Origin of the sequence: Streptomyces sp. JJ38 (assembly GCF_019303475.1) — a bacterium.
Taxonomy (GTDB): domain Bacteria; phylum Actinomycetota; class Actinomycetes; order Streptomycetales; family Streptomycetaceae; genus Streptomyces.
Genome location: NZ_JABLSI010000058.1, coordinates 1 through 22071, shown reverse-complemented (window position 1 = coordinate 22071; position 22071 = coordinate 1). Strand labels below are relative to the sequence as shown.

Annotated in this window: 21 protein-coding genes, 1 pseudogene and 1 riboswitch; of the genes and pseudogenes, 10 read left to right on the top strand and 12 right to left on the bottom strand. The window is 71.3% G+C overall.

Going from position 1 to position 22071, the window contains the following annotated elements; genetic code table 11:
* The first annotated feature begins 75 nt into the window (after positions 1-75).
* The 3 genes from HPT28_RS23650 (at position 76) to HPT28_RS23640 (ending at position 3343) form a co-directional block, all read left to right on the top strand.
* On the top strand, positions 76-1338 hold the full coding sequence (locus HPT28_RS23650; RefSeq protein ID WP_219093373.1) for a PP2C family protein-serine/threonine phosphatase: 1263 nt from the start codon (positions 76-78) through the stop codon (positions 1336-1338).
* A gap of 255 nt (positions 1339-1593) precedes the next feature.
* Positions 1594-1725: riboswitch (cyclic di-AMP (ydaO/yuaA leader) on the top strand.
* A gap of 11 nt (positions 1726-1736) precedes the next feature.
* Positions 1737-2786, top strand: a complete 1050-nt coding sequence (locus HPT28_RS23645) for a M23 family metallopeptidase (protein ID WP_374227007.1) — start codon at positions 1737-1739, stop codon at positions 2784-2786.
* A 176-nt stretch (positions 2787-2962) separates the two neighbouring features.
* On the top strand, positions 2963-3343 hold the full coding sequence (locus HPT28_RS23640; protein ID WP_219093369.1) for a dihydrofolate reductase family protein: 381 nt from the start codon (positions 2963-2965) through the stop codon (positions 3341-3343).
* 57 nt (positions 3344-3400) lie between these two features.
* Here the strand turns inward: HPT28_RS23640 and HPT28_RS23635 are convergent, their stop codons facing one another.
* From HPT28_RS23635 to HPT28_RS23620, 4 genes and pseudogenes are all read right to left on the bottom strand, one after another.
* Entirely contained in the window at positions 3401-3964 is a 564-nt protein-coding gene (locus HPT28_RS23635; protein ID WP_219093368.1) for a DM13 domain-containing protein, read from the bottom strand.
* A 64-nt stretch (positions 3965-4028) separates the two neighbouring features.
* Complete coding sequence (locus HPT28_RS27515) at positions 4029-4715, bottom strand: hypothetical protein (RefSeq protein ID WP_219093366.1); 687 nt, start codon at positions 4713-4715, stop codon at positions 4029-4031.
* Positions 4716-4821: 106 nt separating this feature from the next.
* Complete coding sequence (locus HPT28_RS27215) at positions 4822-4920, bottom strand: DUF397 domain-containing protein (protein WP_308119471.1); 99 nt, start codon at positions 4918-4920, stop codon at positions 4822-4824.
* Between the two features lie 17 nt (positions 4921-4937).
* Positions 4938-5104: pseudogene (locus tag HPT28_RS23620) on the bottom strand (helix-turn-helix domain-containing protein); the annotation flags it as partial.
* 921 nt (positions 5105-6025) lie between these two features.
* On the opposite strand from HPT28_RS23620, the gene HPT28_RS23615 reads away from it, so the two are divergent.
* Positions 6026-7210, top strand: coding sequence for a DNA cytosine methyltransferase (locus HPT28_RS23615; protein ID WP_219093362.1), 1185 nt, complete (start codon positions 6026-6028; stop codon positions 7208-7210).
* On the opposite strand, the gene HPT28_RS23610 is transcribed toward HPT28_RS23615, so the two are convergent.
* Together HPT28_RS23610 and HPT28_RS23605 are read right to left on the bottom strand one after the other, a co-directional pair.
* Positions 7145-7615, bottom strand: a complete 471-nt coding sequence (locus HPT28_RS23610) for a very short patch repair endonuclease (RefSeq protein ID WP_219093360.1) — start codon at positions 7613-7615, stop codon at positions 7145-7147. The two genes, HPT28_RS23615 and HPT28_RS23610, sit on opposite strands and share 66 nt — an antisense overlap.
* Positions 7616-7726: 111 nt before the next feature.
* The gene (locus HPT28_RS23605; protein ID WP_219093358.1) at positions 7727-8713 is read right to left on the bottom strand and encodes a NaeI family type II restriction endonuclease; all 987 of its coding nucleotides are present in this window, start codon (positions 8711-8713) and stop codon (positions 7727-7729) included.
* A 184-nt stretch (positions 8714-8897) separates the two neighbouring features.
* Here HPT28_RS23605 and HPT28_RS23600 point away from each other — a divergent pair, with 184 nt between their 5' ends.
* The gene (locus HPT28_RS23600; protein WP_219093356.1) at positions 8898-9611 is read left to right on the top strand and encodes an HNH endonuclease; all 714 of its coding nucleotides are present in this window, start codon (positions 8898-8900) and stop codon (positions 9609-9611) included.
* Positions 9612-9688: 77 nt separating this feature from the next.
* A complete protein-coding gene (locus HPT28_RS23595) occupies positions 9689-10498 on the top strand; it encodes a hypothetical protein (protein WP_219093354.1) in 810 nt (269 codons plus the stop codon).
* Between the two features lie 27 nt (positions 10499-10525).
* On the opposite strand, the gene HPT28_RS23590 is transcribed toward HPT28_RS23595, so the two are convergent.
* Positions 10526-11746 (bottom strand): PrsW family intramembrane metalloprotease, encoded by a 1221-nt coding sequence (locus tag HPT28_RS23590; RefSeq protein ID WP_219093352.1) that lies wholly within the window; start codon positions 11744-11746, stop codon positions 10526-10528.
* A gap of 154 nt (positions 11747-11900) precedes the next feature.
* A complete protein-coding gene (locus HPT28_RS23585) occupies positions 11901-12368 on the bottom strand; it encodes a hypothetical protein (RefSeq protein WP_219093350.1) in 468 nt (155 codons plus the stop codon).
* 192 nt (positions 12369-12560) lie between these two features.
* Between HPT28_RS23585 and HPT28_RS23580 the strand changes: the two genes are divergently transcribed.
* From HPT28_RS23580 to HPT28_RS27210, 3 genes are all read left to right on the top strand, one after another.
* Entirely contained in the window at positions 12561-13016 is a 456-nt protein-coding gene (locus HPT28_RS23580; protein WP_219093347.1) for a hypothetical protein, read from the top strand.
* 423 nt (positions 13017-13439) lie between these two features.
* Positions 13440-13892, top strand: coding sequence for a hypothetical protein (locus tag HPT28_RS23575; RefSeq protein ID WP_219093345.1), 453 nt, complete (start codon positions 13440-13442; stop codon positions 13890-13892).
* A gap of 120 nt (positions 13893-14012) precedes the next feature.
* The gene (locus HPT28_RS27210; protein ID WP_257579315.1) at positions 14013-14141 is read left to right on the top strand and encodes a hypothetical protein; all 129 of its coding nucleotides are present in this window, start codon (positions 14013-14015) and stop codon (positions 14139-14141) included.
* Between the two features lie 141 nt (positions 14142-14282).
* On the opposite strand, the gene trmB is transcribed toward HPT28_RS27210, so the two are convergent.
* From trmB to HPT28_RS23560, 3 genes are all read right to left on the bottom strand, one after another.
* On the bottom strand, positions 14283-15014 hold the full coding sequence (trmB, locus tag HPT28_RS23570) for a tRNA (guanosine(46)-N7)-methyltransferase TrmB (protein ID WP_219093427.1): 732 nt from the start codon (positions 15012-15014) through the stop codon (positions 14283-14285).
* 154 nt (positions 15015-15168) lie between these two features.
* Positions 15169-16404 carry an L-2-hydroxyglutarate oxidase gene (gene lhgO, locus HPT28_RS23565; RefSeq protein ID WP_308119478.1) on the bottom strand — a complete coding sequence of 412 codons (1236 nt, stop codon included), beginning with the start codon at positions 16402-16404 and terminating at the stop codon, positions 15169-15171.
* Positions 16405-16600: 196 nt separating this feature from the next.
* Positions 16601-18058 (bottom strand): MFS transporter, encoded by a 1458-nt coding sequence (locus tag HPT28_RS23560; RefSeq protein WP_219093343.1) that lies wholly within the window; start codon positions 18056-18058, stop codon positions 16601-16603.
* 825 nt (positions 18059-18883) lie between these two features.
* On the opposite strand from HPT28_RS23560, the gene HPT28_RS23555 reads away from it, so the two are divergent.
* Positions 18884-21217 (top strand): asparagine synthase-related protein, encoded by a 2334-nt coding sequence (locus HPT28_RS23555; RefSeq protein WP_219093341.1) that lies wholly within the window; start codon positions 18884-18886, stop codon positions 21215-21217.
* A 78-nt stretch (positions 21218-21295) separates the two neighbouring features.
* Here HPT28_RS23555 and HPT28_RS23550 read toward each other — a convergent pair.
* Positions 21296-22071, bottom strand: a 776-nt coding sequence (locus HPT28_RS23550; RefSeq protein ID WP_219093339.1) for an NPCBM/NEW2 domain-containing protein, incomplete at its 5' end; no start/stop codon positions are given.

Here is a 22071-nt window from a genome sequence, read left to right as displayed (position 1 = left end):
TCCGCCTGAGATGCCGGAAACCGGGATACTCCTTAGATTTGACGAAAGGATGACGAATCGTTGAGGGGCCTCCGGATGCCGCCAGACGACCGGCAGCGCGCGCTCGGAGCAGATCCCGGCGGTCACGATGAGCCCAACGGCGGGCGTCGCCGAGAGGCGGACGCGACCGAGGGCCGGCGAGGGCCGACGGCCGGTGCTCACCTGCCCCCCGATCCGCTGCGCGAGCTGATCGGGCCCCGCCCGAACGCCTTCCTCCGGCGGGCTGCCCTCCTGCTCCCGCCGCTCCTCATCGTCATCGGCGTCATCGCCCAGAGCCTCACACCGCCGGACATCGTCTTCTCGGCCGTCTTCGCCGCCGCCCCGCTCGTGGCCGCGCCGCTCTACTCCCCCCGCGCCACCGCCGTCACCGGGCTCGTCGCCGTCGTCACCCTGGTCTGGCTCATGCACCTCATGGACGGGGTGACCCTGTTCGAAGGCGCCCTCAAGGCCGCGACCGTCACCACCGTCTCCCTGCTCGCCCTCGTGCTCAACCGGGTGGTGCGGCGCGGCGCCCAGCGGCTGGCCACGGCCCGGGACATCGCCGAGGCCGCCCAGCTCGCCCTACTGCCACCCCCGGAGCAGTGGCTGGGCCACCTGGAGATCGCCGCCCGCTACCAGGCCGCCCACCAGGAGGCCAGCATCGGCGGCGACCTCTACGCCGTGCAGGACACCCCGCACGGCGTACGGCTGCTCGTCGGCGACGTCCGGGGCAAGGGGCTGGAAGCCGTGGGCGCCGTCGTCATCGTGCTCGGAGCCTTCCGGGAGGCGGCGGAGGAGGAGGCGGACCTGGCGGTGGTCGCCCTCCGGCTGGACCGGGCCCTGCGCAGGGAGGGCGGGCGCCGCACCGACACCGTGGACTCCTTCGAGGGCTTCACCACGGCCGTCCTGGCCGAGATCACCCCGGCCGGGCGACTGCGCGTCGTCAACTGCGGCCACCCCGCGCCCTGGCTCCTGCTCCCGGGCGGGCGGCTGGAGAGCCTGGATCCCGCCGGGTACGCGCTCCCCCTCGGGCTCGCCGCGCTCCCGGGCGAGGCCGCCGAGAAGCCGCCGGTGGACGAGGTGGCGTTCCCGGTCGGCGCCACCCTGCTGATGAACACCGACGGCCTGACCGAGGCCCGGGGCAGGGACGGCCTCTTCTACGAGCCGGCCCTGCGGATCAAGGAGGAGTGGGCGCGGTACGGGCCGGAGGCGCTGCTCGACGAGATCGTCGCCGACGTCGCCGAGTACACCGGCGGTCCGCCGGCCGACGACCTGGCCCTCCTCGCCGTGACCCACCGTGACCGGGCGGACCGTCTCTGATGACGACTTGGCTACGATCCCCGAATGAAGGGCAACCCTCAACGCGGTGAATATGCCCGATTCCGTCCTGTCGTGAGGCGAACGTCCAGGCGAGAGCCGTCTCTTGTTACCGAGAAGGCTTGGAATATGAGCCGCGGGTCTATTAACGTTCGATAACGCAGCGCGGTCGTCACCGCCGCCACAAGAGGCGGCACCGTGCGCCTTGGCCGAATCCTGACAGTGCATCGACTGGCAGCACCACCGCACCACAACTGCACCACCGCACCACCAGATGCGCCCAGGGAACCGGGGAACCACTTCTTGGGGTGAATCGGGCGCCCATGCCCGTAGGAGACCTTCCTGCTCCGAACCCGTCAGCTAACCCGGTAGGCGAGAAGGAAGGAAAGGAGAGCGCCTCCGTGGCGTCGAGCAGGCAGGCCGCCGAAACCGCGTACGCGGGCGAGGAGTCGGACTCCTACCCGGTGTACGGCCCGTCCGTCGAGGACGGCGCGACGTTCGCCGAGTGGAACCCGACCGCGGACACCGTCCGTCCCGTCCGCGGCCGTCACCGCGTCGCCAAGCAGCGCTCCGGCATGGCCCGCAGCAGCGCCGTCCTGGGCGTCGGCATGGTCGCGGCCATCGGCGCCGGTGGCATGGCCACCGCCAGCCCCAAGGCCAGCGTCCCGCTGAGCATGCCCGACATGGACCTGCCCGGCCTGGACGGACTCGCCGACGGCATATCCATCGGAGGCGCGGACGACGAGGCGGCCCCGCTGGCCGCCCCCCTCACCCAGGCCGGTCTCACCGACTCCGATCTCGCCGACGGCACCACCGACGCCGGCGAGGCCCTGCGCAACCGCATCCTCGCCCAGGCCGACCAGCAGCGCGCCGCCGCCGACGTCGAATCCCGCCGCCAGGCCGCCACGGAGGCCGCCAAGTCGGCGGCCTCCGAAGCCGCGGAGAAAGCCGAGGCCGAAGCCGCCGCCGAGGCCGCCGCGGAAGCCGAGCGCAAGCGCAAGGCCGAGGAGGAGCGCCGGCGCAAGGCGGAGGAGGAGCGGCTGCGCAAGCTCGCCGCCAGCTACACCCTCCCGCTGGCCAACTTCCAACTCACCTCCGGCTACGGCGAGTCCGGCAACATGTGGTCCAGCGACCACACCGGACAGGACTTCGCCGCGCCCACCGGCACCCCGGTCAAGGCCGTGCACTCCGGCACCATCAAGGAGGCCGGCTGGGCCGGAGCCTACGGCTACCGCATCGTTCTGGAGCTGGAAGACGGCACCGAGATCTGGTACTGCCACCTCTCCTCGATGACCCGCACCAGCGGCACCGTGACCACCGGCGACACCATCGGCCGCGTCGGCTCCACCGGCAACTCCACCGGCCCCCACCTCCACCTGGAGGTCCGGCCGGGCGGCACCGACACCGTCGACCCGCTCGCCTGGCTGCGCGGCAAGGGCCTCGGCATCTAGCGTTCCGCCCGCACCCCACAAGCCGCCTGCGGCCCCGACGTCCATCCCCCCGACGCCGGGGCCGCCGGTGTTCGCCACCCCGCCACCGCCCGGGGCGCCCCGAGCCGGCGCCGCGCCACACGACCCCGCCCCAGCTCGGCGGGGCCGACGAACCGAACCGCGTCTTCGACACCGTCGTGACGGGCCGCGCCACCTATGACCCCGCCCTGCGCGTGGGCATGACCAACCCCTACGCCCACCCGCGCGCCTACGTCCTGAGCCGCAGCCTCACCGCGTCCCCCGACCCGGCCGTCACCGTCACCGACGAGGACCCGCTCACCCTGGTGCGCAAGCTCAAGGCCGAGGACGGGCCGCTGGACGTCTACCTCGTCGGCGGCGGCAAGCTCGCCGGACCCCTGCTCCCCGAGATCGACCGGCTCATCCTCAAGAAGTACCCCGTCGTCGCCGGGGCCGGCCTCCCCGCCTTCGACACGGCCTTCCAGCCCACGCAGTTCACCCTCACCGACAGCCGCACCTTCGTAGGCGGCGGTGTCGTTCTCACCCTCGACCGGGCCTGACCGCACGCCGGTTGGGTGGACGGGGCATCCACGCCCACCGAACCGGCGCGCCGGCCGTCACACCCGGGCCAGCTCCGCCGCCCCGAACGAGACGTCGAACCGGTCACACCAGATGCTCACGCTGCTGTAGAGGTCCAGCTCGGCGTCCTCGGGAAGCGTGTAGTTCTGACTCCCCTTGTTCCCCTTCAGCTTGCCCAGGTTCAGATACTCGCCGTCGTCGAAGACCTTCCAGCCGTCCTTGCCGGGCAGCACCTCGGCGTCCGAGAGCCACACCTTCAGGTCCGGGCCGTTGCTCGTGTCCAGCCCCTCGATCCGCAGAATCCGCTCGCCGTCGGCCAGCTCCACGATCCGCACCGTCCCACTCGTGGCGTGCTCGTGGGTGATGAAATCCCCCTGCGCCAACGTCAACGGCCCGGCGGGAGCCTCCTGCTCGGGCTCCCCCTCCGCGTCCGGGCTCCCCTCCGCCGACGCCTCCGGCTGCGGACTCGCCGAGGGCAGCGCCTCGTTCACCGTCTCGTCCGTCCACAGCTTCCACGGCTGGAACAGATACAGCACCACGCCCGCCGCGACCAGCCCCAAGGCCAGTGCTCCCGCCACGATCGGTCTCGTCAACCGCCCCATCGCCAACCTCCCGGCACAGACCATCCAGTGCCCCGACAACGCCGCCGCCCCCCGCCGAGTTCCCTCAGCCCGAGCGCGCCAGCGGGTTGGGCAGCGTGAGCCCCTCGTCCCGGAGCACCCGAGAGGCCTCAGCACCCAGCCGGTGATCGGCGGCCACCCGCCGCACCCACTCCTCCGGCGACGCCCCCAGCACCGCCCGAAGCCGCGCCGACCCCCGCAGCAGCTCACCCATCACCTCACGCTGCCCGCCGGCCGGCCGCACCCCGCCCCCACGCCCCGCCAGCAGGCCCCGCTCGGACACGTAGACGTCGACGTCCCCGGGCCCGCCGTCCACCGGGAACCGCTCCCCGGCCAACCGCAGCCGCCGGTAGTTGGCCCGCTCCGAGGCGTCGACGACCCGGAGCTGCTCACCGTCCAGCCACAGCAGCACCAGCTCCGCCCACCGCCCCGGAGCCGCGTACGGCGTGTACGCCACGTACCCGGCGACGCTGACATGCCCCGAGTGCCCCACCGCGAGCCCACCCACCCGAACCGGCACCATCGGCACCGTTCCGGACACCCCGCCCACCGCGAACTTGTGCCGCACCTGCGCCGGTGCCGCGTTCGACCCCACCGCCAGCACCGGTATCCGCCCCTCAGCGCGCAGCTCCGCCACCGTCACCGGTGCCAGCGGCCGCAACACGTCCCCGACGAGCAGGCTCGGCTCCGCCACCGCCCGCCCCGGGTACAGCAGCGGATCCAGCAACGGCACACCCCCGAACCCCAGCTCCTCCAACGACCCCCCGCCGCCGCTCACCGCCGCGGCTGCCCGTACACCCGGCCCACCCGCACGCGGAGGTGTGCTACGGCGTCCGCGCTCACGCAAGCCCTTCTGCCCGGAGAGCGGCCACAAACCAGCCCCAGGACGCCTCCCTGAACTCCAGCGACCTGCCCGCAGGTACCTTGCTGTCCCGCACCCCGGTCACGGCATGGGCAAAGAAGGCCACTTGACGGTTCCTTCCTTCGTCTCGTACCGGCTGAGCGTTGCCTTGGAGATGCCGACTCGTGCACCAGCCTCCTCAAGCGTGAGGCCGCACCGTTCACGCAGGCGCCGCAGGTCTGCCCCAGCTGGCGGCGTCGGGGCATGGATCCAGCAGCCATGGTCATGGGCCTCTCTGTCGATCTTCCTGGACTGCCTTGGCGTACGGCTCGGGACAAGCCACGGCGCACGCGGGGGCGTGTGGCCATTGCTCACTCCTGCCGGCGTGACATGAGAGCTCCATTGTGAAACGAGAGTTTCACTCTGAGAATCCGTCCGCCACTCGGCGGAAGGATCTTCCGCGAGAGGCCGATCGGCATGGTTGATCGCTACGACTTGAACTCAACGGCTCTCACTGTCTGTTCCTCGCGCGGCCGACAGCAGTCCCCGATCTCCGCTGGACGGCCCGCTCGCACCTCGTCCGTTGGGGACACTCCGGTCTGGCAGACGCTGCGGAGTTGTGCGTGAGCGAACTGGTGACCAACGTCAAATTTCTGCCCCTGACACAGCGGCGCTGCCCAGGCTTTCCGCTCCGAGTGCCGACCACGGGTGCGGTTGAGGCCTCGCCCTGATGGAGGCCATGCTCACGATGGCGCGTCGTCGTCGGTCGTGACGGTAAGACGGTCTGGTGCAAGATCCAGGCGAACCAGGTAGCGGACGGTAAGGCGGAGCAACTGGATGAGGCAGGGAGAGCGAACGCCGTCCGCACCCTTTACGGTGCGCGAGGCACCGCGACCTCACTCCTCGCTCAGCGTGAGGCCTCGGAAGCTGCCGTCACCGTGATTGCGGACGTCCTGTCCTGGCTGTGCGCCTGTGGGCACGACCCGGACACTCTCCTCCTGGGCAATGCTCCGGCCCGCTTCGAGGCGTGACGCAGTGGTGGGAGTGAGTCACGAGAGAGGGCGGTTCGGTGATATCCAGAGGGCGGAGCGAGTGCCGTGAAGCTGTGCCGCACACTAGTGAGGTCGTGATGTCAGTGGGGAGTGTCACTCTCTGTGATGGCGGGCGTGCGCAAGGTCCGTCGCTGCGTGAAAGGAGTGTGCATGACCAGCACTGAGCCGGGGTTCACCTCGGTGGAGATCTGTGCGGGAGCCGGCGGCCAAGCCCTGGGTCTGCACCAAGCGGGCTTCAAGCATCTCGCGCTGATCGAGATCGATCGTCATGCGTGCGAAACCCTGAAGCTGAACGTGACGGAGGAGGCTGGCTGGGGCCAGTGCGAGGTTCTCGGTAGGGACCTCACCAAGTTCAAGCCAGAGGAGCTGGGGCTAGCTGAGGGTCAGCTCGACCTGCTGGCCGGGGGAGTCCCCTGCCCGCCGTTTTCTGCCGCTGGTCGCCAGCTTGGCCGGGACGACGAGCGTGATCTGTTCCCGAACATGCTTGACCTCGTTGACTTCCTGAAGCCCAGAGCCGTCCTGATCGAGAACGTCCGGGGCCTCCTGGACGAGAAGTTCGCGGACTACAGGGAGAACGAAATCCTGCCGCGACTGCGGGAGTCAGGGTACGAGATCTGCGGTTGGGAACTCCTGGAAGCGCGTGACTACGGAGTTCCTCAACTGCGTCCGCGTGCGATCCTTGTGGCGATGCAGCCACAGTTCGCGGGATATTTCGCATGGCCGGATCCCCGTGAAGTGAGGATCAGGACACTTGCTGAAGCGCTGGCGCCTTCCATGGCGGCTCGTTTCGGGGAGACCGAGCGCGGCAAGGCGGCTTACCAGCGGTGGCTGCGTAAGGCGGAAGGCGGTATCGCCCCCACGCTTGTCGGCGGGTCGAAGAAGCACGGAGGGGCCGACCTCGGGCCGACGAGGGCGAAGAAGGCGTGGCGGAAGCTCGGAGTGGACGCCATGGGTGTTGCGAATGAGCCGGACAAGATGGTGGACCCCGAGCGGGATCTGTACCCCAGGGACAAAGAGGGCCAGGAGATCGGGCCCAAGCTCACCGTCACTCAGGCCGCCATCGTCCAGGGATTCCCCGAGCACTGGAAGTTCTCCGGCGGCAAGACGGCTGCTTATCGGCAGGTCGGCAATGCGTTCCCGCCGCCGGTCGCGCGAGTCATTGGTGAGCACATTATCACTGCACTGGAAAAGGGCAGGGTGAATCCGAGTCCGGGTATGCAGCAATCCCGCTGGCCGGAGAGCGCCGCACTTTTCGACCTGCCAACTGCCTCAGAGCTTCCGGGGGCGAAGCTCGGTCACGGTGTCGAAGACCTTGAGAGCGCAAGCGTCCGGTGACTCGTGCTCCCAGAAACGCAGGACGGTCCAGCCCGCCTCGGTGAGCAACATGTCCGTTTCGCGGTCCCGGGCTACGTTCCTGGCGACCTTCTCGGACCAATACCCCGAGTTCGTCCTTGGGGGAATGTAGTGCTCCGGGCAGCCGTGCCAGTAACAGCCGTCCACGAACACGGCCACTTTGGCAGGCCGGAAGACCATGTCCGCGGTGCGTCGCAGCCCCGGCAGTGGCCGGGCTGCGACGCGATACCGCAGGCCTTGGGCATGGACCAGCTGCCGGATCACCCGCTCAGGCTTGGTATCGCGGCTGCGGATCGCCTGCATGTTGCGTCGCCGGGCGGCCGAGGAGGCCCATGAACCGGCAGGCAGACTCTCCCGGGAGCTCGCCGCGTTCTCGGCTTGGTTCATACTGACGACTACCTGCTCAGGCCACCCGGCGCCGCGGCTGGCGTGTTTCCTGCAACGAGTGCGGCTCGCCGAGAGGCGGCTACAGGCAACAGCTTAGGACCTCCCCTGGGGCTACTTCTTGTGGGACGGCAGGGAGGGCGCCGGCACGACTGGGTCCTCCGGCCTGGCCCGCACCCAGGCGTGACCATCCAAAGTGACGCTGGGCGCACGGCCGTGAAGCTCGGCGGCAGGCACGACCCGGGCACTGACGAACTCACCTTCCTTTGGCACGTAGATGCCAAGCGACCGAGCGACATCCTGGTGGCTCGCGTAGTCCCCCATGATCAGGATTCCCTCGGACCGCAGCTGGGACCGAGCACCCCCGTTGTACCGGACGCGCTTCATGTAGTCCTTCTGCTGTGCGACAGTGCGGACGACGTTGCGGCTGACCGGGCGGTTCTGCGCCCGTCGGAACAGCTCGTTGACCCGGGCCTGGCCCGAGAGAGACGGCGAGAGCACGGCCTCTCGGTCCGCAGGGAGCATGTGCAGCAGGACGTTCTCGGGAAGCGGCTGATCCTTCCACAGCCAGTGGATGCTGTCCCGGTGTGCTGCCTTCACCGTGAGTTTGTGGTCGCGGTTGTTGCCCTTGTTCAGCACTTCGCGACGTACGCGCAGAAGCCCGGCGCTCCACCGGCTCGTGCGGTCTTCAGCCCAGAGCAGCAAGCAGATGTGCCCCATGGCCTCCGGCGGTATCATCCAGCCGCCGAACTGCTGGGAGTACTTGCAGTCGACGTCGACGCCGCAGATGGAGTAGTCCATCTCCTGGCCGTCCGCGAGCTGGAACTCGCGCTGAACGTTGATCTCCACCAGGGTGCCGGCGTGGGTCTTCTCGGTCTTGAAGAGCTGCTGCCAGTCGTAGCGTCCTGTGGCCTCGCCGTTCAGCAACTGGTCGATCGTGTCGCGCAGGACTGCGGCGAATCTGCTGCCGGCCGGGTCAAGCCCCTTCAGATGGGTTGCAACCGCAGCCAGCTCCGCGTCGCCGAGCGGCGTTGTGGCGATGGCCGTTGCTGCCGCGACGTCCGGGAGCTGTTGCGGAATGTAGGCGTTCGTCTCCGTCATCAAACCGTCCTCTGGTGGGCTTCCGTTCGAAACTGGGCAAGTGACCGGTGGGCTGAGTTGCCGTCCGGCAACGATCGTGCTGCGCCGGACGATGCCGGACGCTGCGCCGGATGGACTTTAGACCAGGGCCGGTTCGTATGACAATATGTGCCTGGCGTTGAACGTGTAGCAGGATGGAGCAGTCATGGCTGGGAGCGGTGAAGCCCGCCAGTCCTCGATCAGGCTGGTGGCGGAGTTCATTGCCGGAGTTGGTCCGGGCGGGACGTTCACAAAGCTCGATCTGTTCCGTGCCGTTCCGGACGTAGCCCAGGCCGATCGCCGGATGCGCCAGCTTCGTGAGATGGGCTGGCGCATCGACAACTACAAGATCAACCCGAATCTTCGGCCCAACGAATACCGGGTCGTCGAGTTGGGAGTGCGCATCGACCTCGGGGAGCCTGCTCCCAAGACCGTGCGGAAGAACATCACGGGGCCCAAGCGTCGGCGCATCCTTGAGCGCGATGGGCACACGTGTCAGGTTTGCGGCATCCAGGCCGGTGCAGCGTTTCCCGACGCCCCCGAACGCCGCGCCACGCTGACCGTGGGGCACGTGATTCCCGTGAACCGCGCGGGTTCGAACGACGATGAGAACCTCCGCGCGGAGTGTCAGCGGTGCGGTGACGAGGCCCGTGACGTCACGACTGACCCGCCGACGAAGGAACAGGTCCTGGCACACCTTTCCCATCTGGGCGGTCTGAAGGAGAAGCGGCGGCTGTATGGGTGGATGCAGGCAGGCCGACGAACCTTGGACGACACGGAGAAGCTCTTCATCGACTGGGCGCGGCTCTCTCCGGCCGACCGCCTGACAGTGATGGCAGAGCTGGCTGACCAAGTCATCAGGGACCTGGACCGGCGCTGAGCGATTCACCTCGCGATGTCAGTGACTGCCCCTACGCTGAGGTGAGGGAAGGCACCATGCGTTGGGGGTCGGGCTCCATGACAACACGTTTAGAAGACGTGCTCCTGGTGTTCTGCGTGTCGCAGAACACCAGGCAGCTCTACGACACCTGGCGCAATGATCCGAGGCGACGGGCTGTGGCTCCCGTGGTCCAGGCGCATGAGACCCGTGTCGTCTATGACCTAACGTCCCAGGACATCTGGGACGTGTGCCGTCGCACGGAGCATGCGCTTGGCGAGGTGAAACGGCGCGACGCAGAGTCGGTACGGCGCATCGTGGACTGGCACCCTGATTTCGCTTTCACTCACGCACTCCATATCTGCATGGAACGCACGGGCAGGCTTCCTGCCTTCGGCGAAGTGCGCGACTACGCCATGACGGATGAACTGGGACGGGAGATGCTGGGCGAGCCGGCGCGGCGCGCCATTGCTGCGGAAGTGGACAGGGGTACACCGGAGTGGCTGGTGAAGGCGGCCATGCGCTGGCGAGTCGGCAACGCGTACTACAGCTTCCTGCGCGAGACCTACACGATCGTGGAACTTCGCAGCCGGGGCATCCCACTGGAGGTACACCCGCTCGCTGACGCACTGTTCCGAGTGGACGCTTGGGTTGGCCGGACAGCGTTGAGCCTGCGTGTCGGCAACAAGAAGTTCCGGCATGGAGAGCACGACGGGCGAAAGGTGCCCCCAGAGCGGCTTCTCGCAGATGTGGTACCGGCGCTGGGCTTCCACACGATCGAGCTGGGAGCGGCCAGCGAGTTCGGTGTGGTGCATCTGCCATCGTCCGGGCAGCTGGACGCCGCTGCTGACGGGCTGCGGCGTGCGATGGCATCGGCCAGCTGGGGCTGATCGGGCGTGACCGGGACCGGCCGCCGCCTACCGCCAGGGTCTGTATGGCAGCGGCTGGGGCCGGGGGGAGGCTTGTTGGGTTGGGGGGCTGGCTTGGGGGCGGAGGGCCAGGAGGTGGTTGAGCAGCTCCTGCTCGCGGGCCGCGAAGTCGGGCGGCGGAGCCGTGCGTTCGGCGCGGGCGCGGAGGAGGGCGAGGGACGTGGCCGCCGCGTGGTACTCGGAGACGGTGCGAGCGGCGATGGGGCCGTGGGCGCGGCGCGCGAGTCGGCGGGCCTGGGCGCGGGCGTACATCGAGCCCAGGGTCCAGGGCTCGGCGGGGGCGAGCCAGCCCTGCGCGGCGTAGGTGTGGAGGGTGTCCCGGACGGTGCGCAGGTCCCGGCCGCGGTACCAGACGGCGAGCCAGATGAGGGTGCCCAGCACGGGGAGCATGAAGAGGGCGTAGACGAGAAGGAAGTGGAGGCCGTCGGTGGAGGCGGAGCCGTTCCACAGGGCGTGGAGCACCATCGAGGTGAGCAGCCCGACGGCCGGGAGCAGCGCGCGCAGGGCGCGGCGGTGGGCGGCGAGGGCCGCGGCGACGCCGAAGCCGATGCCGGTCATGGCGGTGAAGAGCGGGTGGGCGAAGGGCGACATGACGATGCGCACGACGAAGGTCTGGGCGGTGGTCGCCGCGAACTCGTCGGAGGCGTAGAGCTGGTCGCCGGCGTAGGCCGTGCCGAGGTAGAGGATGTTCTCGGTGAAGGCGAAGCCGGTGGCGGTGACTCCGGCGGTGACGATGCCGTCCACGACGCCGCTGAAGAATCGGCGGCGGTGGAGGAAGAGCAGCAGCACGGCGGCGGCCTTGGCCAGCTCCTCGACGACGGGGGCGACGACGGTCGCGCCGAGGGTGTCGACGTCGCCGTCGGCGATGACGCTGGTGGCCAGCCACTCGGCGGTGAAGGTGTTGGCGATGACGGCGACGAGGGTCGCGGCGCAGGCGCCCCAGGCGAAGGCGAAGGCCACGTTCCGCCAGGGGGCGGGCTCGACGCTGTCGACCCAGCGGAACGCGGCTATGAGCAGCGGCACCGGAAGGGTGGACAGGAGCAGGCCGATGAGGAAGCCCTCGGTGCCGGTCTGCTCGCGGACGATCGCGATGATGGTGAGGCCGCACAGGGCGAGCAGGATCGCGATGGCCACGGCGCGCAGGGCGCGGCTGTGCCACCAGGGGGCTCGGCGCGGGGTGTAGTGCCACTGCGCTTGGCCCGCGGGCATCGCCGGGACTGCGGCGGTGGTGCTCGCGGGTGCCGGGGGCGTGTTCGGGGGTGCCGGGACGTCTCCGGGGGCGTGTGGATGCACTCGCTCGACCTTAACCGACGACGGCCAGGCACCGAACCCACCGGACAGATCACGAAACCAGGCTGGAGTATCAGGCGTGGGCGCCGTACCAGCCGGAGCATTTGATGATCTTGGAGCCCTTGGCTACGCACGCCTTGACGCGCAGACGTGTGCCTTCCTTGATGTTGTTGGTATCCGAGACCCTGACAGGCGCTTTCAGGCCGTGAGTGGTCGTGTGGTGGGTGCTGGTCCAGTTGCTGACGCGTTCCACGTAGCCGCGGATGGCGAATCCGTCGGTGCGCTTGTCCGACACGTAGAGGGTGTCACCCTTGTAGTAGGTGCCGTTGGTAGTCGTGTAGGGGTCGGAACTGAAGGTGACCCATCCGGCGTGGTCGCCGTCGATGCCTACGCTCAGGGCACGCGATCCGTCCTTGCCGAAGGGAACGCTGGCGAAGGTCACGCTCGTGGCGGAGGCGGGGGCCGCTGTAGCGGTGACGCCCCCGAGGGCGAGCGCAGTGGCGGCAGCGGCCAGGGCTGTGCGGCGTGTTGCGCGGTTCATGAGGTCCTTCCCGAGAAGATCATTTTGACGCTCGACCCTACCAACCTGCCGATACGCTCAGCCTCGAACAGCAGGGGGTGGCCCACGGGCCCAGGCACAGGGCGCTTCCCGGGATGGGCGGCAGGGTTCGGGACGCGGCGGAGGTGATCCCTCGGGCCGGGGACTCGCCTGATCGAGTGCGAACGAGGAGTCGTGGGCGACCAGGCCCGCGCAGATGAATTCTCCGGCGTCGCGCTCAGCGACGGCGAGGTGCTGCGCGTCCGCAACATCGTCGCCGACCTGGTCTACCCGCTGCTCACCTTCGACGTCCGGCAGATCGAGGACCTCAACCAGCCCGGCCGCGGGATGGTGGTGATCGTTGAACCCCGCAGGCCCTCCGCACCGCATGGAGTCCTGGTCAACGAGGGCCTGGGCTACCTTCGCCGCAACGGCGCCAGCCTCCGCCAACTGGACGAGTCGCCGCCGCCTACCAGGGCCGCCTCGCCCCGCCGCCAGGCCCGCCACGACGATCTGATCCGCTACGAACGCGACATGATCAGCCATCTGGATACGAGCGAGCAGGCGTTCGTCGTCTTCACCCTGGTTACGGACCTCAGCGGAGGCTTGACTCTCGACACCAAGAGCCTGCGCGCCTGCCACCAGGGATGATCGACAAGGACCTTCTCATCATCCCCCGGAATATCTGTCCGCCTCCGCTCGACCCCGTAGAAGACGAGCAGCGAGGGAAGCCGGGTGTTCCTGGTATCGATCAATTCACTGGCAGGGGTGAGCTTCTGAACGGGGCGGCCGAGTTCCAGGAGACGTAAGGCGCCATATGAATCGTTCTTTGGTTCTTCTCGGTTCCCAGCGCGCCGGAGAGTCGGGGCAGGGTCGACTTCGAGTGACGGGCATCGCGGGGTTTGGGCGTGGCATGCCTCTGTGGGACGTCCCACGCAACCCCAACGCCTCGTCCCACGGACAGCATCCATACAGGTCAGAGCCGTGTCTGTCTCTCTTTTTCCCAGCCCGCTACGGGACGGATAGCCGACCGGTAGTGTCCTTGCCGATCAACGTAACGCTGGGAGAAACACAGTGAAGATACGCTCCAAGTTCGGCGCAGCACTCACCGCAGGGGTCACTGCCGTCATCACACTGGCTATGGCCTCCCCGGCCAGCGCTGCCAACTCCTACAAACAAACGGACCTGAAGAACACCGACAGCGGCCTGATCACCCTCTATGAAAACCGCAAGCCCATGGGTCAAGTCAGGTGGAACTCTGACCCGTTTGATTGGAGTGGTCACATCTCCGGTGATCACATCTATGCCGAGGACACGCGCTCGGACGGCTATGGAATCTTGGGGGATGTCAGAAGGGTCAGCGACAACAAGCTCCTCGGCCGCGCCTCCACGTGGGGTCAGCCTGCTCCTTCGACTGTCAAAGACGGCGAGAACGTGGACGAAGGCACGCGCATCAAGTACCGAGCGTGCGTCGTCCATAACCACGTGATGCAGTATTGCTCGCAGTGGTTCTTCGACCGAGCCTGATCGTTCGTCTCGTTTTGCGCGGCTCACGCGTTACTGAGTTTGAACTCGTGGTGTCGTAGGGGCTTACGGCTCGTCGCTCGTGCGGTATCACCGGGGCATGCGGTACCCACAGGGGGTGGGATGACCGCCGAACGGCAGCAGTTCCGCGAGGGGTTACGGCCCCGGGCGGCCAAGCGGTTCGCCCGGGGTGAGGCGAGTTCCCTGTGGCTTGACGACCTCCACATCACCTGGACGCTCCCGGCCGCCTGACGCGTGCGGAGCGGAGGTTACGAAGGCTTACGGCTGCCGCGCTGCGCGGTGTGGGCCAGGTCGGTGTCCCGAGTGCGACGGCCTTGAGCATCAGGTTCAGAAACAAGCACCTCGTCGAACGCCCCCGCACCGCGTGGGGCGTCAGCGGCGGCGGAAGAGGAGGTCCCGGACGGCGTGTCCCTTGCCGAGGCCCTGCTGCTCGAAGCGGGTGAGGGGCCGGATCTCGGGGCGGGGGGCGTAGCCGCCGTCGGGCTGGGTGTTCTCGAAGGCCGGGTGCGCGGTGAGGACGTCGAGCATCTGCTCGGCGTAGGGCTCCCAGTCCGTCGCGCAGTGGAGCAGGGCGCCGGGGGCGAGGGGCACGGCGGCGAGGTCGAGGAAGTGGGGCTGGATGATGCGGCGCTTGTGGTGGCGCTTCTTCGGCCAGGGGTCGGGGAAGTAGACGCGGAGCCCGGCGAGGGAGCCGGGGGCGAGCATCTTCTCCAGCAGGATGACGGCGTCGCCGTTGGCCACCCGGATGTTGGTGAGGCCGTCCCGTTCGGCGAGCCGCAGCAGGTTGCCCTGGCCGGGGGTGTGGACGTCGGCGGCGAGGACGCCGGTGCCGGGTTCGGCGGCGGCCATCCGGGCGGTGGCCTCGCCCATGCCGAAGCCGATCTCGAGGACCACCGGTGCCGTCGGGGGCAGGGTGTCGAAGAGGGTCGGCAGGTCGAGGACGCGGCGGCCGTCGATGTCCAGGCCCCAGCGGGGCCAGAGCCTGGTCAGGGCGTCGCGCTGAGCCTGGGTGACGCGGCTGCGGCGGGGCTGGAAGCTGCGGATGCGCCGGTCGTGGTGGGAGCCCGCGGGGTCGGCGGCGGGGCCGGCTCCGGGCTCGAACATCGAGGAGCGGCGGCTTCCGGGGGGTGGCGGAACGTTCTCTGACACAGTGCTGCCAGTTTATGGGGCGTCCGCGACGTCACGGCACCGGGCGCTGTGACACCGGGCGCCCAGACGGCGGGTGCTGCCGCTCCGGGCGCCGGGGCCCGGAGCGGCTTCACGGGGTGAGGCCCGCCAGGACGCGGTCGGCGATCTCCCGGCCGATGGGCAGCGAGGCGGTGGCGGCGGGGGAGGGGGCGTTGAGCACGTGCACGGTGTGCGGGCCCTCGGTGATGAGGAAGTCGTCGACGAGCGTGCCGTCGCGCAGGACGGCCTGGGCGCGGACTCCGGCGGGAGCCGGCCGCAGGTCCTCCTCGGTGACGGCGGGCAGCAGGCGCTGGACGGCCGCGGTGAAGGCGCGCCGGGACAGGGAGCGGCGCAGCTCGCCGGAGCCGTAGCGCCAGTGGCGGCGGGCGAGCTGCCAGGAGCCGGGCCAGCCGAGGGTGCGGGCGAGCTCGCGCGGGTGGGCGGTGCGCCAGTCGTACCCTTCGCGGGCGAGGGCGGGCACGGCGTTCGGCCCGATGTGGACGCCGCCGTCGATGCCGCGGGTCAGGTGGACTCCGAGGAAGGGGAACGCCGGATCGGGGACGGGGTAGACGAGGCCGCGTACGAGCCCGGAGCGCTCCGGCGCCAGCTCGTAGTACTCGCCCCGGAACGGGATGATCCGGGCCGGGGGCCGGTCCCCGGCGAGACGGGCGATCTCGTCGCAGTGCAGGCCCGCGCAGTTGACCAGGGCGCGGGCGCGCAGGGTTGCACCGGACGCGGTGCGGACGGCGACTCCGAGGCCGGACCGCCGGTCGACGGCGGTCACCCGGGAGTCGTAGCGCACCCGGGCACCGGCGTCCTCGGCCAGGCGGGCGAGGGCGGCGGCGACGGCGCCGTAGTCGCAGATGCCCGTGGTGGTGACGTGGAGGGCGGCCAGCGCGGAGACGTTCGGCTCCAGCTCGGCGATCTGGGCGGGACCCAGCTCGTGCAGCGGAATGCCGTTCTCCCGGCCGCGCTGGGCGAGGGCGTGCAGCCGGGGCAGTTCGTCCCGGCCGGTGGCGACGATCAGTTTGCCCGTGACCTCGTGCGGTATGTCGTTCTCCGCGCAGAACTTCACCATCTCGGCGGCGCCCTGGGTGGCGAACCGGGCCTTGAGGGAGCCCGGCCGGTAGTAGACGCCGCTGTGGATCACGCCGCTGTTGCGCCCCGTCTGGTGCTGGGCCGGCTCCGCCTCCTTCTCGAGCACGAGGACGCGGACGCCGGGGCGGGCGCGTGTGAGAGCGAAGGCCGTGGACAGGCCGACGATCCCGCCGCCGACCACCAGGACGTCCGCGTCGTACCGGTGCGCAGGCGACCGTGGCGAGGGCACCGACGGCGCGGGCACGGACGGTGAGGGCTCGGACGGCGAGGGCACGGGCTCGTTCCGGGATACGGGCTCGTTCTGGGACACCACGTCTTCCATCATGCTGGTCGGCACCGACAGTGCACAGCGGCGTCCGTCACGTCGTCCGCTCCGTGGACGGCCGCACGGCGCCGGACGCGCGACCGGCCGGTGCCTGGACGCCTCACGCCGGGGCCGCGAGCAGCGGCCGGGCGCGCTCGCGGAACTCGGCCACCCGGGGGTTGTCGCCGTAGGGCTCCATGCGGTGCAGCAGATCCCGCACGTACTCGGTGGTGCGCGCCGAGGATATGCGGCCTGCGACCTCCACCGCCCGGGTGCCGGCCGCGCAGGCGGCGTCCAGGTTGCCCGACTCCAGCTCGGCGACGGCGGAGACCAGCAGCCGTAGCCCGTGCGAGCGGACGAACTCCTCGGTCGGTTTGGACAGGGCCTGCTCGGTGAAGCGCCGCACCTGGCGGGGGGCGCGCAGGTCGCGGTAGCACTCGGCGGCGTCGGCAGCGAGCCGGTCGGAGGAGTAGAAGTCCAGCCAGGACGGGTCCGGGTCGCCGTCGCGGGCGCGCTCCAGCCGGCTCTCGGCCGCCGCCAGCGCGGCCCCGCACGCGGGGGCGTCGTCCGCCTTGGCGTGGGCGCGGGCCTCGACCAGGTGGAAGAAGCTCATGACGCGGTCCGTCGCGATGGAACGGTTGCGCTCCAGCGCGGCCTGCGCGAGGTCCACGCCCTCGTCCGCGAAGCCTCGGTAGGTGGCCTGCAGGGACATCGACGCCAGGACGTAGCCGCCGAAGGGGACGTCCGCGGCGGCCCTGGCCAGGCGCAGGGCCTGGATGTAGTAGCGCTGCGCGGCCTCCTGTTGCCCGGTGTCGAAGGCCATCCACCCGGCCAGCCTGGTCAGCTCCGCCGTCGCGCCGAAGAGGGCGCGCCCGACCTCGTCGGAGTAGGCGCCCAGCAGCAGCGGTGTGGCGTCCACCCGCAGGCACTCGGGGACCATCGACGAGCGCCAGTCGCCACCGCCGTACTTGGAGTCCCAGCGGCGGGCCTCCTCGGCCGCCTCGCGCAGCTTGGCCACGTCGCTGTGGCCCACGCGCACCGGCTCGGAGCCGACGCCCGGGCCGGGGCCGCCGAAGGGCCGCGCCCCGGGTTCCTCAGCACGCGCCTCGCGGGCGACCGAGCTGTCGGCCGGGTTGATCAGCCAGCGGGAGGCCGGTGTGGCGTAGGCGCTGACGGCGAACGAACCGGCCAGTGACTGCCAGACGCTGCCGCTGCCCCGCCGTCCGGCGAGATCGAGCCGGTAGAGGTCCGTCGCCGACTTCACGGCGGCGCCGACGTCGCGCGGGAAGGCGAGGCCGATCTCGGGGGCCGGGTCGGCGTCGGCGAGCCCGATCTCGTGCAGCGGTACGGGCCGCCCCAGCTTGCTGCCGATCGCCGCGGCGATCAGATGGGGGGCCGCGCCCTGCGGCACCATCCCCTTCGACACCCACCTCGCCACCGAGGTCTTGTCGTACCTCAGCGACAGGCCGCGCTGCGCACCGAGGTCGTTGACCCGGCGTGCGAGTCCGGCGTTGCTGATTCCCGCGAGCGCGAGAACCGTTCCGAGCTTCTCGTTCGGTCCGCGTGGCTCCCTGGACATGCGCGCACCCCTGACACAACGACGCCCGCCCCACCCCATGTTGGAACATGCTCGGGGCATTCGTGAACCCAGAGTAGTTCGCCGCATCCTCACCGTTAAGGGGGAGGGCCCCTGTTGGCGGGATTCCTCCCCGTACAGGAGTGCGTCGGCGATGCCCCCCGTAGCGGGACGCAGTGGGCGACGGCGGTGGCGTCGGGACGTCGTGTGCGAGCCCCGACCGTGTGGCCGTGCGCCCGGTCGTGCGCTCTGTGCGGGGTCCGGCGGTGCCGTTTGGATGGGTTCCGCGTGGGTCGGCTCGCTGAGGACGAAACCAGTGGGCTGGGGGAATGCCGTCACCCTGCTCCCCGCGGGCGGCGGCGCGGTCCGGGAGGAATCCATGCCTCCCGGACCTTCGGCGTTTCCGGGCCCGCGCCGCCCCGGCCCGGGGAACCGCTGTGCGAGCGCTTCCCGCTGGTCCATGTACCTGGCATATACGTTGCCGTGCGTGAAGCGTAAAGGATGCGCCAAGTCTCTTCCGGCGAACATAAGTTGGCTGAAACTCACGGTTTGAAACCGCGTCGTCGCGGGATCAACCGAGCCGAACACGCCGACAGGAGGCCCTCCTTCACGCCGCTCCCGGGGCGGATACGTGGCAGCATGGGGCCAGGCGTCAGCCGAGACGGGAGATGCGGGCGGGCAGCCGCGTGCCCGCGGTACACCCGGACGGGAGCCGGTACGGGGCGGCGCGGAATCAGAGACCGCCCGGGGTACGGCTACGGCGTGCGCCTCGTGCAGATCAGGCGTGGACCCCGCGGGCAGGTGGCCAGCGGGCGAAAGGCGGCGACGATGCGCTGGTTGGTGGGGTGGTGCGGTACCGCGGCGGGCCGGGCACGCATGCCGGGCCTCTCCGGGCGCACGCTCTACCCCGTCGGCGGCCACGAACTCTGGGGCGGGGACGACCCGCTGTGGGCCGTCGGCGACTGGCGGCCCGACGAGGTCCGCGTCGTCGACGCCGGACCGGGCACAGCTCTCGCCGTCATCGGCTGCTGCGGGGCGCGTGACGACGAGCTGCGCGCCGGGCTCGTCGCGGCCCGCGGCGGAGCGTTGCGCCACCTCACCGCGTGGCCGGGCTCCTACACCGCGGTCGTTCGCACCGGGCGGCGCGTGGCCGTCACCACCGACCTGGCCGGGGCCCGTCCCGTCTTCCACACCCCCTTCGCGGGCGGCACCGCGTACGCCACCGCCGCCATCACCCTCGCCGACCTCGTCGAGGCCCAGCTCGACGTCGGCCACCTCGGCGCCCTGCTCGCCGCCCCCGACGCCCCGGAAGCCCTCGGCGACGGAACCCCCTACACCGGGGTCCGCCGCGTCCCGCCCGGGCACGCCCTGATCCTGCGCGAGGGCGGCAGCCGCGAGATCGCGGACTACGAACCCGCCACTCCCACCGTCGTCGCGGCCCCGCCCGTCGACGCGGACGAGGCCGTGAACGGCGTACGGGACGCGCTCGTCGAGGCCGTCCGCGTCCGTCTCGCCGCCCCGCGGCACGTGCCGACCACCGGGAACGGCGACGCCGGGCACTCCGACGGCAGCCCCTTCGTCCCCGGTCAGGACGCGTCCGGCGACGGCGCCTCCGCCGGGCCCCGGGAGAACGGGCACCACCGCAACGGGAACGGGCGGCGGAGCCACGACGGCCGCGACCCCGGCCCCGTCCCCGGCATGGGCCCCGGGGAGCGCCGCACCCGCCGCGGCAGCCCCGCGCCCGGGCTCGGCGCCGACCTCTCCGGCGGGGCCGCCTCCGCCACGCTCGCGCTCCTGGCCGCCGGGCTCCCCGGCGTCCCCGGCAGCATCGCCGGTGCCCCCGGCACCGCCGCCGGCCAGCGCCTCCTCGCCGTCACGTTCAACGACCTCACCGCCACCGGCGACTCCGCCCGCGCCGCCGAGCTGGAGCGGGCCCGTGCCGTGGCCGACGACCCCCGGCTGCACCACGTCGTCGTCACCGCCGAGGCGGAGGCCCTTCCCTACGCCGGTCTCTACGACGTCTTCGGGCTGCCGCTCCCCGACGAGCCGGGCCCCGCCCTCGTCGGCCTCAACCGGCACCGGACCCGCCTCGCCTCCGGCAGCGCCGACCAACTCACCGGCTACGGCGCGCGGCAGGTCCTCGACGCCCACCCCGCACGCCTGGCCGACCTCCTCCTCGACCGGCGCCGCCGCCACCTCCTGCGGCCCGCCGCCGCGCTCGCCGTCGCCGAGGGCGCGCCACGCGGCCGTTCGGTCCTGGTGCCGCTCGCGCTCTACCGCGCCGCCCGCCGGCTCGCCCGCACCCCGCAGCGCGACGGTGTGGCCACGGCCGCCCGGCGGCTGCGCGGGCGGGACTTCTCCGCCTCCGCGACGGCCTACGGCGCGGGGGACGCCCTCGCCGCGGGAGGGGAGGGCTCCGGCGCCCTGGACGCCTCGCTCGCGGCCCTCGCCTGGTGCCGACCGGGCCCCGCAGCGCGCTGGCTGACGGGGGAGGCGCTCGCTGACGTATCGGTTCGCCTGGAGACGGCGGCGGTCCGCGCGAGCGGCGCGGTCGGCGCCCGCCCCGGCGTCGTCCGCGCCCGCGACGCCCTCGCCCGGCAGGCCGCCGACTTCCGCGTGCTCGACCAGGTGGCCGCCGCCCCCGGTCAGCGCCTCCACGCCCCCTTCCTCGACAACCAGGTCGTCCGCGCCGCCCGCGCCCTCCCCGAGGCCCTCCGCGTTCGTCCCGGGGCCCGGGCCGCCGTGCTGCGCACCGTGCTCGCGGGCGCCGGGATCGCGGAGCTTCCCGCGGGCTGGGGCGCGACCACGCACGCGGCCCACCTCGGCGCCGTCCGACTCGGGCTGCGCACGTACGTCGACGAGCTGTCGGCCCTGTTCGACGACTCCTACCTCGCCCGCGCCGGGCTGGTCGACGCCCGTGTCGTCCGCGGCGCCCTGCACTCCGCGGCCCAGGGGGACACCCTGCCGCTCGACGGCCTCGCCGACCTGGTCTCCACCGAGCTGTGGCTCCAGCGGCTCATGGAGCGCCGCGGCACGACCTGGACGGGCAGCGTCGCTCCCCGCCGCCGCGCCGTCTCCGAGGGCGTGCCCTCCCGCCCCCTCGCGGTGACCGCGGCCGCGCCCGCGCCGGGCGGCGACGGCACCGCCCGGTCCGCCCCCTGACGTCCGGGGCGGAGACACCGAGCCCGCGCCGGGGCCCAGCGGCGTGCCGACGGGGGCGTGCCGGTCGGGAGCTGCCGGTCAGCCGCAGCGGATCACCGACTGCGCCCAGTCGGCCTGGGCCACCCAGCCGTAGGGGGAGGCCGGTTCGACGTCGAGGCGCAGCGTCTCCACGCCGTCGAGCGGAACCGACACCCGCTCCGGCGGCTCGCCGCCCTCCACGGCACCCGAGCGCCACAGCTCGCGCCCGTCGCCGAAGACGGAGAACGTCACCGCGCCGATCCCCATCGTCAGGTCGTCCACCCCGGCCAGCGCCTCGTACGAAGCGCACGCGCGGCCGAGGTCGATGAACACCGAGGACGGGCTCGGCACCGTGATGCCGTGGGCGTACTCCTGGCCGGCGATCCGTACTCCGGAGCGCTGCCACACCGGGCTGCTCTCCAGGACGCGGATGGCCGGGCCCTCACCGTCGTCCACGACGTCGAACGGGATGTCCGCCACGGGATAGCCGACCGGTGGCGGGGGAGGGGGCGGCGGTGTCGGGGTGGGCGTCGGGCTCGGCGGAGGCGGCTTTGGGGCGGGCGGCTTCGGCTGGGGCGACGGCGACGGCGGCGGAGACGGCTCGGGCTCCGGCGAGGGCGGCGGCGAGGGGGCCGAGACGGGCTCCGGCGCGGGAGCGGGTGGCGGCACCGGCTCGGGCTCCGGCTCCGGCTCGGGGGCGGGAGCCGGGGCGCTCGGCACGGCCGAGGGAGCCGCCTGCGGGGGCGGCGGCGCCTCGTGCCGCGGGCTGCCGGACAGGGCGAGGACGAGGGCCGTGGCGGCGGCCGTGGCGGCCAGGGCGCCCGCGACGATGCCCG

Bases quoted from the DNA above. Each gene is read 5' to 3' on its own strand.
- HPT28_RS23635 (WP_219093368.1), bottom strand. From the start codon at position 3,964: ATGGGGCGGTTGACGAGACCGATCGTGGCGGGAGCACTGGCCTTGGGG.
- HPT28_RS23610 (WP_219093360.1), bottom strand. From the start codon at position 7,615: ATGAACCAAGCCGAGAACGCGGCGAGCTCCCGGGAGAGTCTGCCTGCC.
- HPT28_RS23650 (WP_219093373.1), top strand. From the start codon at position 76: ATGCCGCCAGACGACCGGCAGCGCGCGCTCGGAGCAGATCCCGGCGGT.
- HPT28_RS23585 (WP_219093350.1), bottom strand. From the start codon at position 12,368: ATGAACCGCGCAACACGCCGCACAGCCCTGGCCGCTGCCGCCACTGCG.
- HPT28_RS23560 (WP_219093343.1), bottom strand. From the start codon at position 18,058: ATGTCCAGGGAGCCACGCGGACCGAACGAGAAGCTCGGAACGGTTCTC.
- HPT28_RS23555 (WP_219093341.1), top strand. From the start codon at position 18,884: ATGCGCTGGTTGGTGGGGTGGTGCGGTACCGCGGCGGGCCGGGCACGC.
- HPT28_RS23615 (WP_219093362.1), top strand. From the start codon at position 6,026: ATGACCAGCACTGAGCCGGGGTTCACCTCGGTGGAGATCTGTGCGGGA.
- HPT28_RS23600 (WP_219093356.1), top strand. From the start codon at position 8,898: ATGGCTGGGAGCGGTGAAGCCCGCCAGTCCTCGATCAGGCTGGTGGCG.
- trmB (WP_219093427.1), bottom strand. From the start codon at position 15,014: ATGTTCGAGCCCGGAGCCGGCCCCGCCGCCGACCCCGCGGGCTCCCAC.
- HPT28_RS27210 (WP_257579315.1), top strand. From the start codon at position 14,013: ATGACCGCCGAACGGCAGCAGTTCCGCGAGGGGTTACGGCCCCGGGCG.
- HPT28_RS23595 (WP_219093354.1), top strand. From the start codon at position 9,689: ATGACAACACGTTTAGAAGACGTGCTCCTGGTGTTCTGCGTGTCGCAG.
- HPT28_RS23590 (WP_219093352.1), bottom strand. From the start codon at position 11,746: ATGCCCGCGGGCCAAGCGCAGTGGCACTACACCCCGCGCCGAGCCCCC.
- HPT28_RS23605 (WP_219093358.1), bottom strand. From the start codon at position 8,713: ATGACGGAGACGAACGCCTACATTCCGCAACAGCTCCCGGACGTCGCG.